This window comes from Lelliottia nimipressuralis (genome assembly GCF_004115925.1).
Lineage (GTDB): Bacteria > Pseudomonadota > Gammaproteobacteria > Enterobacterales > Enterobacteriaceae > Enterobacter > Enterobacter nimipressuralis.
On sequence record NZ_SDDX01000014.1, the window covers coordinates 49,409 to 67,018 of the forward strand.

Sequence of the window (17,610 nt, forward strand, 5' to 3'; positions counted from 1 at the left end):
ACTCTCTATACTGGCCCGCGTTGCGTTCCAAATAACCTTAGTTACTACAGGAGAATCACATGGTTCTGGTCACTCGTCCGGCTCCGGATTTTACAGCTGCAGCCGTTCTCGGCAACGGTGAAATCGTTGAAAACTTCAATTTCAAACAGCACACCAACGGTAAACCTACCGTTCTGTTCTTCTGGCCAATGGACTTCACTTTCGTTTGCCCGTCTGAACTGATCGCATTCGACAAACGTTACGAAGAGTTCCAGAAACGTGGCGTTGAAGTTGTGGGTGTTTCCTTCGACTCCGAATTTGTACACAACGCATGGCGTAACACCCCTGTCGACAAAGGCGGCATCGGTGCAGTGAAATACGCAATGGTTGCGGACATCAAACGCGAAATCCAGCAGGCTTACGGTATCGAACATCCGGACGCTGGCGTTGCACTGCGCGGCTCCTTCCTGATCGACGCGAACGGCATCGTGCGTCACCAGGTAGTGAACGATCTGCCACTGGGTCGTAACATCGACGAAATGCTGCGTATGGTTGACGCGCTGCAGTTCCACGAAGAGCACGGCGAAGTGTGCCCGGCTCAGTGGGAAAAAGGTAAAGAAGGCATGAACGCGTCTCCAGACGGCGTGGCTAAATACCTGACTGAAAACGTCTCCAGCCTGTAATCGGCACGGATGATAAAAAAGGCTCGCTTAGGCGAGCCTTTTTGTTTTCTCTGAACCCTGCGCCGGGAGTGAGCTTCGCCCTACCCGGCCTCATCATCAGGTTAAAACGCGAAACACGAGCAGCCCAGTACGCCCCAGAATGCCTGGTCATCCGATACCGGAATACCCGACTGGCGTGCAATACCGTGCTGGTGCCCATGCACTCCGCAACTGCCGATGCACTGATGCATCTGCACAACGGCTCCAACATTTGAGGCCACTGGCGGCGCTGAGCGGTAATGCCCCGGCACTTTCACCACTGGCGACCACTCCGGCAGAACCGGGATCGGCGGCGGCGACAGCGGACTAAACTGTCCGGCGGCATACACCACTTTGCCGTCCACTACCGTCAGCACCGATTCGATGCCTTTGATCTCCTCTTCCGGCACGCTGAAGTAGTCTTTCGACAGCACCACCAGATCCGCAAGCTGCCCTGCCACGATGCGGCCTTTCTTGCCCTGCTCGCTGGAGAACCACGCGCTGCCTGCCGTCCACAATTCCAGCGCGATATCACGCGGCAGACGGTTGCTATCGTCATACATCGACAGCCCGCCCACGGTGCGACCGGAGACCAGCCAGTACAGCGCCGTCCACGGGTTATAGCTCGCCACACGGGTGGCGTCGGTGCCTAAGCCCACGGGCACGTCCAGCTCCAGCATTTTCGCGACCGGCGGCGTGTGTTTCACCGCCTCTTTGCCGTAACGATCGACAAAATACTCGCCCTGGAACGCCATGCGATGCTGCACCGCAATCCCGCCGCCCAGCGCTTTTACGCGCTCAATGTTACGCTCAGTGATGGTTTCCGCGTGATCGAAGAACCAGTGCAGGCCGTTAAACGGTATGTCGCGGTTCACCTTTTCGAACACGTCCAGCATCCGGCTGATAGATTCGTCATAGGTGGCGTGAAGACGGAAAGGCCAGCGCTGCTCTACCAGATGACGCACCACGCGCTCCAGCTCGTCTTCCATCCCCTCAGGCAGATCCGGGCGCGGCTGCAGGAAATCTTCGAAGTCCGCCGCCGAGAAGACCAGCATTTCCCCCGCTCCGTTGGCGCGATAGAAATCGGTGCCTTGTCCCGGTTTGAGCATATCGGTCCAGCGTTCGAAATCTTCCAGCTCCTGCTTTGGCCGCTGGGTAAAGAGGTTATAGGCGATGCGAATCGTCATCTGCTCTTTGGCGTGCAGCTCTTCGATGATTTCGTAATCTTCCGGGTAATTCTGGAAGCCGCCACCCGCATCAATCGCGCTGGTTAACCCTAAGCGGTTAAGCTCACGCATAAACTGGCGCGTCGAGTTCACCTGCTGTTCCAGCGGCAGTTTTGGCCCTTTCGCTAGCGTGGAATAGAGGATCATCGCGTTCGGTTTGGCGATCAGCATCCCGGTGGGGTTGCCGTTATTATCACGGACGATTTCACCACCCGGCGGGTTTGGCGTCTCTTTGGTGTAGCCGACAGCTTTCAGCGCCGCGCGATTCAGCAGCGCACGATCGTAGAGATGCAGCACAAACACCGGTGTGTCCGGCGCCGCGTCGTTCAGCTCCTGGATCGTCGGCATTCGCCGTTCGGCAAACTGAAATTCGCTCCAGCCGCCCACTACGCGCACCCACTGTGGCGTCGGGGTGCGATCGGCCTGCTCTTTCAGCATCCGCAGGGCATCGGCCAGCGACGGCACGCCTTCCCAGCGCAGCTCAAGGTTGTAGTTCAGCCCGCCGCGAATCAGGTGCAGGTGCGAATCGTTGAGACCGGGGATCACCGTGCTCCCTTTCAGATCAACTATTTGCGTCCCTTCGGTGGCGTAACTCATCACCCGGTCGTGGTTGCCGGTGGCGAGGATCTTGCCGTTGGCAATGGCCACCGCCTCAGCGAGCGGATTTTCACGATCAAGGGTGTGGATCTGACCTTTGGTTAAGATCAGTGTGGCAGTTTGAGACATAACGTACTCCTTTGAGCCGAATCAGGCTTTTTTCAGCCATCCGGCGAACAGGCGGGTCACGATGGGCATCCACAACCAGACCACCAGCGCGACCACACAAGCATCGTTAAGCAAATGCAGGAATAAAGACCCTTTCAGGCCTGGAAGCAGCGCGCCGGTCAGTTGCGGTACGACGAGCGTGCTGGGGAAAATCACCATCAGCGTCATCAGAAACTGTTTCCACTGTTTCGGCTTGCGCACATGCGTCTCCGGCGGCGTAAACCAGAACGCGGCCTCGGTGCGCACTTCCGTTTTGTCCCCTTCGGCCAGCAGCGGTTCAATCTCTTTGACCAGCACTGAACGGGTATCGGACTGCGTCCAGGCATAGAGGTGTTCGAGGGTGTCGAAGCGGATAATGACCGTCCACAGATCTTGCCCTTCCGTCGGGCGAATCACGTTCGCGCCGAGGTGTCCGGGAAATTCTGCGGCCACGGGCATGATTTTGCCCAGCCACTGTTCGTATCGCGCCGCCTGTCCGGCCAGCAGGGTATGGGTGATCACCAGCGTCACATGTGAATTTTGCGCCATGAGAGTATCCAGGTCTGATGAAAATGGCGGGTTCAATCAACCCGCCGGAGGGATTTACGCTTTACGCTCAGGCGCGCCGTGAACCAGGGTATAGGCATAATCGACGCCCATCCCGTACGCTCCGCTGTGCTCACGCACCAGATCCATTACCGCGTCGTAAGTCTCTTTGCGAGACCAGTCGCGCTGGTACTCCAGCAGTACCTGCTGCCAGGTCACAGGAACGGCACCGGCCTGCACCATACGGTCGATAGCACGCTCATGAGCATCGACGGAAGTGCCGCCCGAGGTATCAGTTACCACATAGACTTCGAAACCCTCATCCAGCGCCATCAGCGCCGGGAAGGTAAGGCACACTTCGGTCCAGAGGGCCGAGATGATGAGTTTTTTGCGGCCCGTTGCTTTGACTGCCGCAACAAACGCATCATCTTCCCAGGAGTTCATCGAGGTGCGTTCAATTGGTTTCACATCCGGGTGAACAGCCAGTAATTCCGGCCAGATATAACCGCTAAAACTTTTAGTTTCGACCGAGGTGTAGATAACCGGCACATCAAATATTTTGCCCGCTTTCGCCAGTGCAACCGTATTATTCTTAAGGAGTTGGCGGTCAATATTCGCCACACCAAACGACATTTGCGGCTGGTGATCAATAAAAATAAGCGTGGAATTTGATGGGTCAATCAGTTCGCGGATAGACATAAATGTACCTTTTAATCAATACGTTAAAAGAAAACTAAATGTGTGCGATATGTGGTCGGGCCCTGACTGATAAAGCAAATTGAGTATAGCGAGAATTGATTGACGTGATATTAAAGATATTTGTCCGCTCTGTTTAATTTAACCGAACGACTTTGGGGAATATTCTGCAACGGGCAACGTATGCCCGTTGCAGAAAGGGGCTAATTACCGAACCAGACCGTGGCAGAAATGGCAGGCAGAGACAGCACGCCCTCCTGGATATCTCCTTTGCCCTCTTTAAGTTGCCAGGTCTGGAGATTGAGCAACGGAGAGTCGTCCAGCACCACTTCACAGGCCTCCCCGCGGTTAATCGCCACCAGCACGCGCTGCTGGTTATAGACGCGGGCAAACACCACCACGTTGTCGTGGGCATAGACCACCTGACAGCCGCCGTAGCGCAGCGCCTGACTGTGTTTACGCAGTTTCGCCAGCCGCTGATAGAGTGCCAGCAGGTTTTTGTCCTGTTTCTCACTCTCCCACGGGAAGGTTTTGCGGCAGAACGGATCGTTGTTGCCATCCAGCCCCACTTCATCGCCGTAGTAGATGCACGGCACTCCCGGCCAGGTAAAGAGCCAGGTGACCGCCAGCGGCAGGCGCGCCACATCTTTACCTAACAGCGATTTAAAGCGCGCGGTATCGTGGCTGTCGAGCTGATTGAACATCCGCAGCTGCTGCTGATGGGACAAGCTTGCGCGATAGTTATTCATCCACGCCATGCAGGTCTGGGCATCGATGTGCTGCGGATCGTAAGAGATATCGGTATTGGCGAGGAATCCCCATACCGGGAAGGTAAATCCGCGGTAGTTCATCGCCGCGTCTTCCGCATCGGCCTGTAGCCACTGGCGCGCATCGCCAAAATGCTCGCCAAACACAAAAGCTTCAGGCTGCGCGGCCTTGGCCGCCTGGGTAATGCCGGTTACGTGCTGAAGATTGTTCCTCGCGCCGCCCGCTTCACCAAGCATATGCACCACGTCCAGACGCCAGCCGTCCATGTTCCACGGCGCTTTCAGCCAGTGGCGCACGATGCTGTCTTCGCCGCCGTAGATTTCGTCAACCAGCGTCGGGGACTGAAAATCGAGTTTCGGCAGGCTCGGATAGCCCAGCCAGTCGAGCGCTCGCCCCTCTTCGTTAAAACTGTACCAGTCGCGCTGGGCAGATTCCGGATTGTGACAGGCGCCGCCCGTGGCGCGATTGTGGCGGTCAAACCAGGCGTGGGAATCCCCGCTGTGGTTAAACACGCCGTCGAGAATCAGGCGCATCCCTTCACGGTGCGTGTTCTCCCGCAGGCGCAGCAGCGCCTCGTCGCCGCCAAACTGCTCGTCGACGTGGCGATAATCTTCCGTATCGTATTTATGCACGCTCGGGGCTTTAAACACCGGATTGAGGTATAGCGCCGTTACCCCCAGTTTTTTCAGGTACGGCAGTTTTTCACTGATCCCGTCCAGATCGCCGCCGTAAAACGTCGATCCGCCGGCCTGCGCCGTCAGCGGTTCATCCCAGGTTTTACGGATAATGTCGTGGCCCGCCGCATGGTGGAAATAGACCTGATCCTGATCGGCCGTGCGCTGCTGGCTGCGGGCAAAGCGGTCAGGGAAGATCTGGTAGAAGACCTGGTCGTACACCCACTGCGGGCCGTTGTCCGGGTAATCGACGGCAAACTGCTCCAGCCGTGCGGGTGGGAAACGGCTAAAGCCCTGCGGGGTGAACCACAGCTGGCGGTTGTTCCACAGCAGCTTAAAGCTGTAGCGACGGCGCGGCTGGCCCTGGGACAGATCAATGGTGGCTCGCCAGGCGGTGACGCCCGGCTGCGGCTGCGTGCGCTGTTTATGCATAGTCAGCGCCGTCTCTTCGTTATCCACTTCGGCGCGCAGCATGACGCGCTCCGGCTGATTTTCTCCCGTCAGCCACAGCGTAATCACTAAGTTGTCTTTGTTTTGCTTAACAAATGGGGCAACCGGAAGGTGCCAGGCGTTCAACATCACGTATCCCCTTTGATGAAATTGAGGCCACCTTGCCACAGCGTAGTGGAGGATAACTCATCATGAAAAGGTTTATTGGGGGAGGAGGTGGAGGGAGGAGGCGTTTTACCGCGAAAAGCGTGCTTGCCGGGTAAGCAGAGCGCCACCCGGCATTTTTTACGTTACTGCGCTTCGGCCAGCTGGCGCTCGCGGCGGCGTTTAAACGCCCATCCCACCAGCAGCAGAACAATCCACGCAAAGCCCACGTACAGGGAGATACGGGTGTCCGGGTGATAGCCAATCAGCCCGATGATAAAGACCAGGAAAATCAGGCCAACGACCGTGGTCGCGACGCCGCCCGGCACTTTAAATTTCAGCGCTTTCACCTCTTCCGGCGGCAGACGGCGGCGGAATGCAATCTGCGAAATCAGAATCATGATCCACACCCAGACCGTCGCAAAAGTCGCCAGAGACGCAATCACCAGGAAGACGTTTTCCGGCATGATGTAGTTCAGATAGACCGAGAGCAGCAGCGCGACAGTCATCACCATCACCGTGACCCACGGCGTGCCGCGACGAGAGGTTTTCGCAAACACTTTCGGCGCGTTGCCCTGCTCTACCATGCCGTGCAGCATACGCCCTACGCCGAAAACGTCGCTGTTAATGGCGGAGAACGACGCCGTGAGCACGACAAAGTTCAGGATACTGGCGGCAAACGCGATGCCCAGATGCTGGAAGGTCAGCACAAACGGGCTGCCGTTGGTCCCGACCTGATTCCATGGATAGATGGACATAATCACAAACAGCGTGCCCACGTAGAACACCAGAATACGCATCGGTACGGAGTTGATAGCGCGCGGAATAGATTTCTCGGGATCTTTGGCCTCACCCGCGGTGATACCGATGATTTCGATACCGCCATAGGCAAACATCACCATCTGCAGCGACATCACCATCCCCAGCCAGCCGTTGCTGAAGAACCCGCCGTTACTCCACAGGTTGTGGATGCCGGTCGGTTGCCCGCCGTTGCCAATACCCCAGATGATGATGCCAAAGCCCGCCACAATCATGATGATAATCGTCGCCACTTTGAAGAAGGAGAACCAGAACTCCAGCTCACCGAAGACCTTCACGCTCATCAGGTTGATGGCGCAGATGATCAGCACCACACTTAGCACCCAGATCCAGTGCGGCACCAGCGGGAACCAGACGCCCATATAGATGCCGAACGCCGTCACGTCGGCTATCGCCACGATCAGGATTTCGAAACAGTAGGTCCAGCCGGTAATGTAGCCCGCCAGCGGGCCGAGGTTTTCCTGGGCATAGCGCGAGAAAGAGCTGGCTGACGGATTGTGTACCGACATTTCACCCAGCGCGCGCATGATGATATAGGCCGCGACGCCGCCGATAATGTACGCCAGCAGCACGCTGGGTCCGGCCATTTTGATGGCATCTGCCGAGCCATAAAAAAGGCCTGTCCCGATTGCCGAGCCAAGCGCCATGAAACGAATGTGGCGGGTACTTAGCCCACGTTTGAGTTTGTTCGTGCTTTCCATTTAAATCTTGCCATTCAACTCGAAAAAAACAAAAAACCACGGGGCCATAAGCCCCGTGGTTAAACAATTTGTCGTTGATTAATGCGCGCTGGAAGTCACCTGACGCCCTGCTGCACGGTCCCAGATAATAGCCAGAACCAGTGCGACAACGGTCGGCATTAACCAGGCCAGGCCTTGCTCTGACAGCGGCAGACGCTGTGTCCAGGCTGGCAGGATCCCACCGAATGCGGATGCTTTAATCCCGTCAAGGATACCAAAAAGCAGGCTGATAAACATCGTTGGGGCAATAATTCGCGAGGAATTGTTCCACCAGGGACGGGTAAAGCTCAGCACCACCAGCACGATACACGGCGGATAAATCGCGGTCAGCACAGGAATGGAGACCTGAATCAGGTGGCTCAGACCAAGGTTAGAAACCGCCATTGAGAAGCCACCAAGGATGAACACCAGCGTGCGATAGGACAGCGGAATATACTGGGCGAAGAACTCGGCACAGGCGCAGGTCAGGCCAACAGCCGTCACCAGACAGGCCAGGAAAATCAGTACCGCCAGCAGGAAGCTCCCCGCTCCGCCGAAGGTGTGCTGAACGTAGGCATGGAGGATCGCCGCGCCGTTCGCGTTTTGATCGACCAGCGTCGCGCTATCAGAACCCAGACGGAACAGCGCCAGATACAGCAGCGTCAGACCGACGCCCGCCATCAGGCCAGCCCAGATGGTGTAGCGGGTCAGCAGACGCGCTTCGGTCACACCGCGAGAGCGCGCGGCGTTAACGATGACGATACCAAAGACCATCGCGCCCATGGTGTCCATGGTCAGATAGCCGTTCACAAAGCCGTTCGAGAAGGCCGCGGTTTTGTAGGCGTCCAGTGACTCGCTGATCGGGCCTGCTGGCCACATGATGGCCGCAACGGCCAGCACGATCAGCGCAAGAATTTTCATTGGCGCGAGGAAGTTACCCACGGTATCCAGCAGTTTGCCCGGATAGAGGGAGACCAGAATCACCAGCGCAAAGTAGACCAGGCTGTAAATCAGCAGCGGCAGCGCGCCGTCACCGGTCAGGGGAGCAATCCCCACTTCGAAGGAGACCGTTGCGGTACGCGGGGTCGCAAACAGTGGACCCACCGCCAGATAGCACACGGTTGCCAGCAGAACGCCCGCCACTTTACCGATCGGGGTGCTGAGGCTGTCCACGCCGCCGCCGACTTTCGCCAGCGCGATCACGGTCAGAACCGGAAGACCGACCGCAGTAATCAGGAAGCCAATCGCCGCTGTCCAGACGTGTTCACCCGCCTGCAGGCCAACCATAGGAGGAAAAATGATGTTACCTGCGCCGACGAACAGCGCAAAAGTCATAAAGCCCAGCGCGATGATGTCACGCGATTTTAAATGATGGGTCATAGAACCTTACTGCCTGTGGATGTGGTGTTGAAAACGTTGAGATTTTCGCCATCCCAAAGGGGACGATACAGCGGAAAATTTACTCAATTTCAGCGGGATATGCTCCCGTCATGCCGTGGCGAAGAATAGTTTTTCGATTTACCACGTAAATACAGTCGGTATGACAGTATATGGGGCGCAATTTAAACGCTTATAACGTTTAAAGGCAAGGAGGGATCTGAAAACCAGAACAATATGCCAGCATGAAAATTCAGACCAGAACAATCCTCTAAGGTTAAGAAAAACTCATGGCTAATCATGCGAACAAAAAAGCAACAGCCGTATAAAATTCATTCACGTTTCGCTTGACTGCAAAGCAAACAGGCCAGCATACGCTGGCCTGTGGAAAGGAGGGCTGACACACACGTCGTCAGGCACTTTTTTTGGCAATTAAACGTTCCGGGATAACGAAACTGAAGCGCGTGCCTTTGCCCGGCGTACTCTGAATATCAAGGCGGCTGTCGTGGTGATTCACGGCGTGCTTAACAATCGCCAGCCCCAGCCCGCTGCCGCCTGTCTGCCGCGATCGGGCTTTATCCACGCGATAGAAACGCTCGGTCAGACGCGGAATATGCTCCGGTCCAATCCCCGGCCCGTTGTCCTCGACGCTAAACTCTGCCCCCGTCGGGACGCGCTGCCAGCGCACAATAATCTGCGTGCCCTCTGGCGTATGGTTCACAGCGTTGTAAACCAGGTTTGAAATCGCGCTGCGCAGTTCGTCCTCGCTGCCGAGCACCTTCAGACTGCTGTCCAGCTCGAAAGTGAACTGATGCCTTTTGTGGCTCAGGGTCTGGGCTTCCCGCTCAACCACCCGCAGCATCATCGGCACGTCGATGGTTTCATTCATCGCCAGCGTCGGTGCCGCTTCAATTTTTGACAGGGTAAGCAGCTGCTTCACCAGTCCTTCCATGCGATGCGTTTGCTCGCGCATGGTGTGCAGCGCTTTCTCTCGCGGCGCCCCCTCCAGCGTCTGCTCCTGCATCATCTCCAGATACCCCTGCAGCACCGTCAGCGGCGTGCGCAGCTCGTGGCTGACGTTGGCAAAAAAGTTACGCCGCGCCCCTTCGAGCTGGTGCATCTGGGTCACATCGCGCGCCACCATCAGCCACTGCTGATCGCTGTACGGCATCACGCGAAACTCAAGGTGACGGCCATTGTTCAGCACCAGATTATGCGGGCGGGTAAAATCGCGTTTTTTTAGATACAGGGTGAATTCAGGATAACGCAGGAGGTTAAGGATATTCTGGCCGTTATCGTCCGGCCAGCGCAGCCCCAGCAGCTGTTGTGCCAGGCCATTACACCAGAACATCGTCCCTTCTTCGGTGGTCAGAATCACCGCATCCGGCAGCGATTCGGCGCCGCTGCGAAAGCGTTTGATCAGGCTTCCAAGCTCACGACGGCGCTTTTTATTTCGCATCTGCATCTGATGCAAGCCGTAAAGCAACGGCTCCCAGCTGCCGCTGCCGGGCGGTGGCGTCATGCTGCGATCGACCCACAGCCACCAGGAGAGACGCAGTAAATTCCAGAAATGCCAGACCAGCAGGCCGGTCACTGCCGCCAGTAAAAACCACGGCAGATAACCAAAAATCGCCCCCAGAATGGCGGCGGGAATACAACATAAAATCAGTTCAAAAACCAGCCTTTTCCATGACAGACGTTCCAGCACGCGTCACACTCCTGTCATTGTTCAGAAACGGGTCGAAAAACGATAACCCGTACCGCGGACCGTCTGCACCATACGATCGTGGCCGCTGTGTTCCAGCGCTTTACGCAAGCGGCGAATGTGGACATCGACCGTCCTGTCTTCGACATAGACGTTAGTCCCCCAGACGTTATTCAGCAACTGTTCACGGCTGTAGACGCGTTCCGGGTGAGTCATAAAGAAGTGCAAAAGTTTGAATTCTGTCGGGCCCATATCCAGCGGGTTTTCGCCGGTCATCACGCGATGCGAGGTCGGGTCGAGGCTTAACCCCTGCATTTCGATCACCTCTTCCACCGCCATCGGCGAAATACGGCGCATGACGGCTTTGATACGCGCCACCAGCTCTTTCGGCGAGAACGGCTTGGTGATGTAATCATCCGCGCCGGTCTCAAGACCGCGCACGCGATCTTCCTCTTCACCGCGCGCCGTCAACATTACCACCGGGATATCGCGGGTCATCGCTTCGCGTTTAATGTGCTTGATAAATTGCAGGCCAGAACCGCCGGGCAACATCCAGTCAAGCAGAATCAAATCGGGCCAGGGTTCGTTGAGTTGATTCACCGCGCTGTCATAATCTTCCGCCTCAACCGGCTGGAAGCCATTTTGTTCGAGCACGAAGCACACCATTTCGCGAATCGGAGCTTCATCTTCTACGACCAGAATACGTCTCGCCATACTTTGCCCTGTCTTATTAAAGTATCAGTTTGTAATGCGGCGCCATTATGCGTCAGATTTATGACAGATTTATGAAAAACATTACCACCATGAATGGCAAACTGTTGTTTTATTACAGCGGTTATTTTCCAGCCCCTGAAAGCTTATAATCCCCTTCACCCTTTTTTGCCATGGAACTGTTATGCGCATACTCCACACCTCGGACTGGCATCTGGGGCAAAATTTTTACAGCAAAAGTCGCGCCGCCGAACATGAAGCGTTCCTGAACTGGCTGCTGGAGACGGCGCAGTCGCAGGAGGTGGACGCGATCATCGTTGCCGGGGACATTTTTGATACCGGCTCGCCGCCGAGCTATGCGCGTGAGCTGTATAACCGCTTCGTGGTCAATCTGCAGCAAACAGGCTGCCATCTGGTGATCGTCGCGGGCAACCACGATTCCGTCGCCACGCTCAACGAATCCCGCGATATTCTTGCGTTTCTGAATACCACTGTAGTGGCAAACGCCGGACATGCCCCGCAAATCCTCAAAAAACGCGACGGAACGCCGGGCGCCGTGCTTTGCCCTATTCCTTTTTTACGTCCGCGTGACATCGTTCAGAGCCAGGCGGGGCTTTCCGGCGGCGAAAAACAGCAGCATCTGCTGCAGGCCATCACGGACTATTATCACCAGCAGTACGCCGAGGCCTGTGCGCTGCGCGGTGATGCGCCGCTGCCGGTCATTGCTACAGGGCATCTGACCACCGTCGGTGCCAGCAAAAGTGACGCGGTGCGCGAAATTTATATTGGTACGCTGGATGCGTTCCCGGCGCAGAATTTCCCGCCAGCGGATTACATCGCGCTCGGCCACATTCACCGCGCGCAGATCATTGGCGGCTGCGAGCATATTCGCTACTGCGGCTCACCGATTTCCCTCAGCTTTGATGAAACCGGCAAAGGCAAAAGCGTGCATCTGGTGAGTTTTGCCGAGGGTAAACTGAGCGCGGTCGAGACGTTAACCGTACCGGTGACACAACCGCTGGCGATGCTCAAAGGCGATCTGGCCGCCATTTCTGCGCAACTTGAACAGTGGCGCGGCGTGGAACAGTCGCCTCCCGTCTGGCTGGATATTGAAATCAGCACCGATGAATATCTGCACGACATGCAGCGCAAAATTCAGACCCTGACCGACGATCTGCCGGTTGAGGTGTTGCTGGTACGCCGCAGCCGCGAACAGCGCGAGAAAATTCTCTTAAGCGCGCAGCGCGAAACCCTCAGCGAATTAAACGTGGAAGAGGTATTTGAGCGCCGCCTGGCGCAGGAAGCGCTGGACGACGCACAGCGCACGCGCCTCAACGAACTCTTTACCCAGACCCTGCACGCGCTGCATGACGAGGAAAACAACGCATGAAAATTCTCAGCCTGCGTCTGAAAAACCTCAACTCCCTGAAGGGCGAGTGGAAAATCGACTTCACCGCCGAGCCGTTTGCCAGCAACGGCCTGTTTGCTATAACGGGCGCGACCGGTGCGGGTAAAACGACCCTGCTCGATGCCATCTGCCTGGCGCTGTACCACGAGACGCCGCGTCTGAACACGGTGTCGCAATCGCAAAACGATCTCATGACCCGCGACACGGCGGAGTGCCTCGCCGAAGTGGAGTTCGAAGTGAAAGGCGTGGCCTATCGCGCATTCTGGAGCCAGAACCGCGCCCGTAACCAGCCGGACGGGAACTTACAGGCACCGCGCGTGGAGCTTGCCCGGTGCGAAGACGGCAAAATTCTCGCCGATAAGGTGAAAGATAAACTCGATCTGACCGCCTCCCTGACCGGGCTGGATTATGGCCGTTTCACCCGTTCGATGCTGCTGTCGCAGGGGCAGTTCGCGGCGTTTTTAAATGCCAAACCCAAAGAGCGCGCCGAGCTGCTGGAAGAGCTGACCGGCACCGAGATCTACGGCCAAATCTCCGCCATGGTGTTTGAAAAACACAAAACGGCAAGAACCGAGCTGGAGATGCGCGAAGCGCAGGCGGCAGGCGTGGTGCTGCTGAGCGAAGAACAGCAACAGCAGCTCCATCAGGGTTTGCAAGCACTGACTGACGAAGAAAAAACGCTGCTCAGTGAACAGCAAAACCGCCAGGCACAACATCAGTGGCTAGTGCGCAGCGAAGAGCTGGCGCGTGAACAGCTGCGCGCGCAATCGGCACATCAACAGGCGTTACAGGCACAAGCCGACGCCCAACCGGAACTGCTTAAACTGCAGCAGGCACAGCCTGCGCTGGCGCTGCGCCCGCTCTGGGACCGTCAGCAGGAGCAGGCGTCAACGCTCACCCGCACGCAGCAGCTGATTTCCGAAGTAAATACTCGCTTACTTTCACGCAAGGGGCAGCGGGCGCGGATCCGTAACGGCGCAATGCGTGAGGCAGAGCGGCTCCAGTCACAGCACAAATCGCTCGCCAGCTGGATAGACGAACACAACCACTTCGGTCTGTTGAGCCAGCACATTGGCGGCTGGCGCGCGTTATTTACCCAGCAGCAGCGGGATAAATCTCAGGCTGCGGCGCTGGGTAAGCGTCTGACTGAACTGCAACAAAAACTGGCCGCGCTGCCGCTCACTTCACTGACGCTATCCGCAGAAGAGACCGCACAGGCGTTAGAGCATCAGGTGCAGTATCGCCCGGCACGCCAGCGTCTCGCCACACTGCATGCCCGCTATCAGCCGCTGCAAAAACGGCTGATACAGATGCGCGCAACGCAGGAAAAAGACCAGGCCGCGCAAGCCACGCTTGATCAAACCCTGGCTGCGCGGCGCCAGCAGTACAAAGAGAAAAACCAGCACTATCTGGATCTGAAAACCCTGTGCGAACAGGAAGCGCTGATCAAGGGTCTGGAGGCGCACCGCGCCAGCCTCGAGGCGGGTAAACCCTGCCCGCTGTGCGGTGCAACCGAACATCCCGCCGTGGCGCAGTATCAGGCGCTGGAGGTTAGCGCTAACCAACGTCGCCGCGATGAACTGCACGCCGAAGTGAAACGGCTTGAAGAAGAGGGACTGTTGCTGCGCGGACAGCTAAAAGCGCTGGTAGACCAGCGTGAGCGCGAAGCCGCAGAGACCCTGACGCTCACTCAGGAGGAGCAAGCGCTCACACAGGAGTGGCAGTCGGTGTGCGCGTCACTGAAGGCGAGCCTGAACATTCAGGAAGATATTGCCCCCTGGCTGGAGGAGCAGGAGCAGTACGAGCGCCAGCTGTATCAGCTCAGCCAACGCCTGGCCTTGCAGAATCAGCTCAACGAACTGGAACAGCAGATTCACCAGATTCAGCAGCAGATTGATACCCAGCGCCAGACCTTGCTCAGTGCATTAACGCCGCTCGCCCTTACCGCGCCGCAAGAGGGCGAAGAGAGCGCGTGGCTGGCACTGCGTGAAACCGAATCGAATGAGTGGCAGGAAAAGCAGAAGCAGCTGACGGCCCTTCAGGAACAAATGAACGCCCTGATGCCGCTTCTCGATACGCTGCCCGCATCCGAAGATGAAACGGCGGACGAGCCGGTCCCCGACAACTGGCGCAATATTCACAACGACTGCATCTCCCTGCAAAGCCAGCTCGCCACCCTGCAACAGCAGGAACAGAGCGATCGCGAGCGTCTGGCACAGCTGCAAACCCAGTTTGCTACTGCGCTCCAGGAGAGCAGTTTTGCCAGTGAAGCCGCGTTCCTTGCCGCACTGCTTGATAGCGATACCGTACGCAAGCTGGAACAGCTGAAACATACGCTGGAACAACAGCTCCAGCAATCCTCTGCGCTGGCCTTACAGGCGGATCAGCAGCGTCTGGAGCATATGGAAAAGCAACCGGAAGCGCTGCCGGAGGATTTGGACGTACAGGCATTGCAGGCGCAATTACAGCAACTGGCACAGCAGCTGCGCGAAAATACGACGCGTCAGGGCGAGATCCGCCAGCAGCTGAAGCAGGATAGCGATAACCATCTTCATCAGCAGGGCTTGATGCAGCAGATTGAAGAGGCCGCGCGTCTTGCCGATGACTGGGGATATCTGAACGCGCTGATCGGTTCCAGCACCGGCGACCGATTCCGTAAATTTGCCCAGGGGCTGACCCTCGATAATCTGGTGTGGCTGGCCAACCAGCAGCTCAACCGCCTGCACGGGCGCTATCTGCTGCAACGCAAGGCCAGCGATGCGCTGGAGCTGGAAGTGGTCGATACCTGGCAGGCCGACGCCGTGCGCGATACGCGCACCCTCTCCGGCGGGGAGAGTTTCCTGGTAAGCCTTGCGCTGGCGCTGGCGCTGTCCGATCTGGTGAGCCATAAAACGCGAATAGATTCCCTGTTCCTTGATGAGGGCTTTGGGACGCTGGACAGCGAAACGCTGGACACAGCGCTGGATGCGCTCGATGCCCTGAACGCCACGGGCAAAACCATCGGCGTCATCAGCCATGTCGAGGCGATGAAAGAGCGCATACCGGTACAAATCAAAGTGAAGAAAATTAACGGGCTGGGGTACAGCAAGTTAGACAGAGCCTTTGCGGTGGAGTAAGCGCGATCAAGGGGGGCTTTCCGGCCCCCATTCTTTTATGCCAGGGGGATTACAAATCGCAAAAAGTGTGACGGCGATCAAAAAGCCATTTTCAATATTACTTACCCTATGGCGACGTTTTTCGCTCCCATAAGATATTTCTAACTCGCATATTACCCACCGTTCCGTTGTGGTTGATTTCTTGTTTCTTATTATCTGGCTTACTCAGGTCAGTGGATATTATTCACTGGTCGGGAGCAACATTTTACTGAGGGCTTTATGCGCTATTTGCTTCCTGTTTTATTACCGATTGCTCTGGCTGGTTGTGCAACGGTATCCACCACTAAAACTATTCAGGTCACACCACAACCCGGCGCCGATCATATTGTTGTAGATACTAATGCCACCGCACGCTGCAAAGATATTCTGTTTATTATCACCTGCAAAGTGAATTTAGACATGACGCCGGTTGGGGTGATGGAAAATGCGCCCGCAACGGCATTCGTTGCAGCGCCAGCACCTGCCGCCAACGAGACCGTGGCAACCCGACTGGAAGAACTGGATAAGTTAAAGTCTCAGAAACTTATTAGTACCAAAGAATACCAGGCAAAACGTACTGAGATTTTGAGAGGCTTATAATGAAAAAAACAGGTTGTATTTCGTTGGCGATTGCCGCTTTCTTATTACAAGGTTGTGTCAATATCGGCACGTCAAAATCCGTTTCTATTCCGGTTAATCCATCGCAGAAAAGCATGCTAGTGACCAGCACCGCGACCGTTCACTGCAAAGATTATTTCATCTTCTTTAAATGCAATATCGATGTAAACACACAGTCCATGTAAACCTATTTATCAGCAACGCTTATCATTCCTGATAAAATAAAAAGCCTGACGTTTTACATCAGGCTTTTTCACAGCTGAATACAACGGACGATCAGTTAGGCCACAACCACGCCGCGCCACGCACGCCGCTGGAATCACCGTGCACCGCTTTGCGGATCGGCGTTTCGCATTCACCGCCGAACACCCACTGCTTCACCAGCTGCGGAACCGTGGTGTAGATACGGTCGACGTTGCTCATCCCGCCGCCCAGCACGATCACATCCGGGTCGAGAATGTTCACCACGTGCGCCAGAGATTTCGCCAGGCGCATTTCATAGCGGCTCAGCGCCAGTTCGGCCACCGCATCCTGCTCTTCTACCAGACGCATAATTTCGTTGCCCTTGAGCGGTTGTCCGCTCAGGCGACGGTAGTCGGTGGCAAATCCGGTCCCGGAGATGAAGGTTTCGATACAGCCCTGTTTGCCGCAATAGCATGGCACTTCGGCGCGGTATTTCAGTTCGTCTTCGTCCATCCACGGCAGCGGATTGTGTCCCCACTCGCCCGCCGTCCCGTTGCCGCCGATATGGGCGCGACCGTTGAAGGCCACGCCTGCACCACAGCCAGTGCCGATAATGACCGCAAATACGGTCTGTGCGCCCGCCGCCGCGCCGTCAATCGCTTCGGAGACAGCAAGGCAGTTGGCGTCATTTGCCAGTCGCACTTCGCGGTTCAGGCGCGCGCTCAGATCTTTATCAAACGGCTGACCGTTGAGCCATGTGGAGTTCGCGTTTTTTACCACGCCGGTGTAAGGCGAAATCGAGCCTGGAATCCCCATCCCAACCGAGCCGGTCTGCCCTGTGGCTTTTTCCGCCATGTCCACCAGCTGTGCGATGGTTTCGATAGTCTGCTGGTAGTCGTCACGTGGCGTCGGAAGACGATGTCTAAAGAGCTGCTCGCCGCGATCGCTCAGCGCAATGACTTCTGTTTTGGTGCCGCCCAAATCAATACCAATACGCACAGGACTCTC

Annotated in this window: 13 protein-coding genes; 4 read left to right on the forward strand and 9 right to left on the reverse strand. The window is 56.5% G+C overall.

Annotated elements, in window-relative coordinates; translation table 11 throughout:
- Positions 1-59: 59 nt before the first annotated feature.
- Positions 60-662: a peroxiredoxin gene (locus ETG88_RS12170; protein WP_100777435.1), complete on the forward strand. Its 603-nt coding sequence runs from the start codon at positions 60-62 to the stop codon at positions 660-662.
- Positions 663-763: 101 nt separating this feature from the next.
- Here the strand turns inward: ETG88_RS12170 and ETG88_RS12175 are convergent, their stop codons facing one another.
- The 8 genes from ETG88_RS12175 to phoB form a co-directional block, all read right to left on the reverse strand.
- On the reverse strand, positions 764-2,632 hold the full coding sequence (locus ETG88_RS12175) for an amidohydrolase (RefSeq protein ID WP_100777436.1): 1,869 nt from the start codon (positions 2,630-2,632) through the stop codon (positions 764-766).
- 21 nt (positions 2,633-2,653) lie between these two features.
- A complete protein-coding gene (locus tag ETG88_RS12180) occupies positions 2,654-3,199 on the reverse strand; it encodes an antibiotic biosynthesis monooxygenase (RefSeq protein WP_100777437.1) in 546 nt (181 codons plus the stop codon).
- Between the two features lie 54 nt (positions 3,200-3,253).
- A complete protein-coding gene (locus ETG88_RS12185) occupies positions 3,254-3,895 on the reverse strand; it encodes a hydrolase (protein WP_100777438.1) in 642 nt (213 codons plus the stop codon).
- Between the two features lie 200 nt (positions 3,896-4,095).
- A complete protein-coding gene (malZ, locus tag ETG88_RS12190) occupies positions 4,096-5,913 on the reverse strand; it encodes a maltodextrin glucosidase (RefSeq protein WP_129035478.1) in 1,818 nt (605 codons plus the stop codon).
- A gap of 161 nt (positions 5,914-6,074) precedes the next feature.
- On the reverse strand, positions 6,075-7,448 hold the full coding sequence (gene proY / locus ETG88_RS12195; RefSeq protein ID WP_100777440.1) for a proline-specific permease ProY: 1,374 nt from the start codon (positions 7,446-7,448) through the stop codon (positions 6,075-6,077).
- Between the two features lie 78 nt (positions 7,449-7,526).
- Positions 7,527-8,846, reverse strand: coding sequence for a branched-chain amino acid transporter carrier protein BrnQ (gene brnQ, locus ETG88_RS12200; RefSeq protein ID WP_100777441.1), 1,320 nt, complete (start codon positions 8,844-8,846; stop codon positions 7,527-7,529).
- Positions 8,847-9,255: 409 nt separating this feature from the next.
- Entirely contained in the window at positions 9,256-10,551 is a 1,296-nt protein-coding gene (gene phoR / locus ETG88_RS12205) for a phosphate regulon sensor histidine kinase PhoR (protein ID WP_102104313.1), read from the reverse strand.
- 21 nt (positions 10,552-10,572) lie between these two features.
- Positions 10,573-11,262, reverse strand: coding sequence for a phosphate response regulator transcription factor PhoB (phoB, locus tag ETG88_RS12210; RefSeq protein ID WP_095280962.1), 690 nt, complete (start codon positions 11,260-11,262; stop codon positions 10,573-10,575).
- 181 nt (positions 11,263-11,443) lie between these two features.
- Here phoB and sbcD point away from each other — a divergent pair, with 181 nt between their 5' ends.
- From sbcD to ETG88_RS12225, 3 genes are all read left to right on the forward strand, one after another.
- A complete protein-coding gene (gene sbcD, locus ETG88_RS12215) occupies positions 11,444-12,649 on the forward strand; it encodes an exonuclease subunit SbcD (protein WP_129035479.1) in 1,206 nt (401 codons plus the stop codon).
- Positions 12,646-15,783, forward strand: coding sequence for an exonuclease subunit SbcC (gene sbcC, locus ETG88_RS12220; RefSeq protein WP_129035480.1), 3,138 nt, complete (start codon positions 12,646-12,648; stop codon positions 15,781-15,783). Before sbcD ends, sbcC begins: the two co-directional genes overlap by 4 nt.
- Positions 15,784-16,041: 258 nt before the next feature.
- A complete protein-coding gene (locus ETG88_RS12225; protein ID WP_129035481.1) occupies positions 16,042-16,401 on the forward strand; it encodes an SHOCT domain-containing protein in 360 nt (119 codons plus the stop codon).
- Positions 16,402-16,695: 294 nt separating this feature from the next.
- Here the strand turns inward: ETG88_RS12225 and mak are convergent, their stop codons facing one another.
- The gene (gene mak / locus ETG88_RS12230) at positions 16,696-17,601 is read right to left on the reverse strand and encodes a fructokinase (protein ID WP_123429398.1); all 906 of its coding nucleotides are present in this window, start codon (positions 17,599-17,601) and stop codon (positions 16,696-16,698) included.
- Positions 17,602-17,610 lie beyond the last annotated feature (9 nt).

Bases quoted from the DNA above. Each gene is read 5' to 3' on its own strand.
- ETG88_RS12170 (WP_100777435.1), top strand. From the start codon at position 60: ATGGTTCTGGTCACTCGTCCGGCTCCGGATTTTACAGCTGCAGCCGTT.
- ETG88_RS12175 (WP_100777436.1), bottom strand. From the start codon at position 2,632: ATGTCTCAAACTGCCACACTGATCTTAACCAAAGGTCAGATCCACACC.
- ETG88_RS12180 (WP_100777437.1), bottom strand. From the start codon at position 3,199: ATGGCGCAAAATTCACATGTGACGCTGGTGATCACCCATACCCTGCTG.
- ETG88_RS12185 (WP_100777438.1), bottom strand. From the start codon at position 3,895: ATGTCTATCCGCGAACTGATTGACCCATCAAATTCCACGCTTATTTTT.
- malZ (WP_129035478.1), bottom strand. From the start codon at position 5,913: ATGTTGAACGCCTGGCACCTTCCGGTTGCCCCATTTGTTAAGCAAAAC.
- proY (WP_100777440.1), bottom strand. From the start codon at position 7,448: ATGGAAAGCACGAACAAACTCAAACGTGGGCTAAGTACCCGCCACATT.
- brnQ (WP_100777441.1), bottom strand. From the start codon at position 8,846: ATGACCCATCATTTAAAATCGCGTGACATCATCGCGCTGGGCTTTATG.
- phoB (WP_095280962.1), bottom strand. From the start codon at position 11,262: ATGGCGAGACGTATTCTGGTCGTAGAAGATGAAGCTCCGATTCGCGAA.
- sbcD (WP_129035479.1), top strand. From the start codon at position 11,444: ATGCGCATACTCCACACCTCGGACTGGCATCTGGGGCAAAATTTTTAC.
- sbcC (WP_129035480.1), top strand. From the start codon at position 12,646: ATGAAAATTCTCAGCCTGCGTCTGAAAAACCTCAACTCCCTGAAGGGC.
- ETG88_RS12225 (WP_129035481.1), top strand. From the start codon at position 16,042: ATGCGCTATTTGCTTCCTGTTTTATTACCGATTGCTCTGGCTGGTTGT.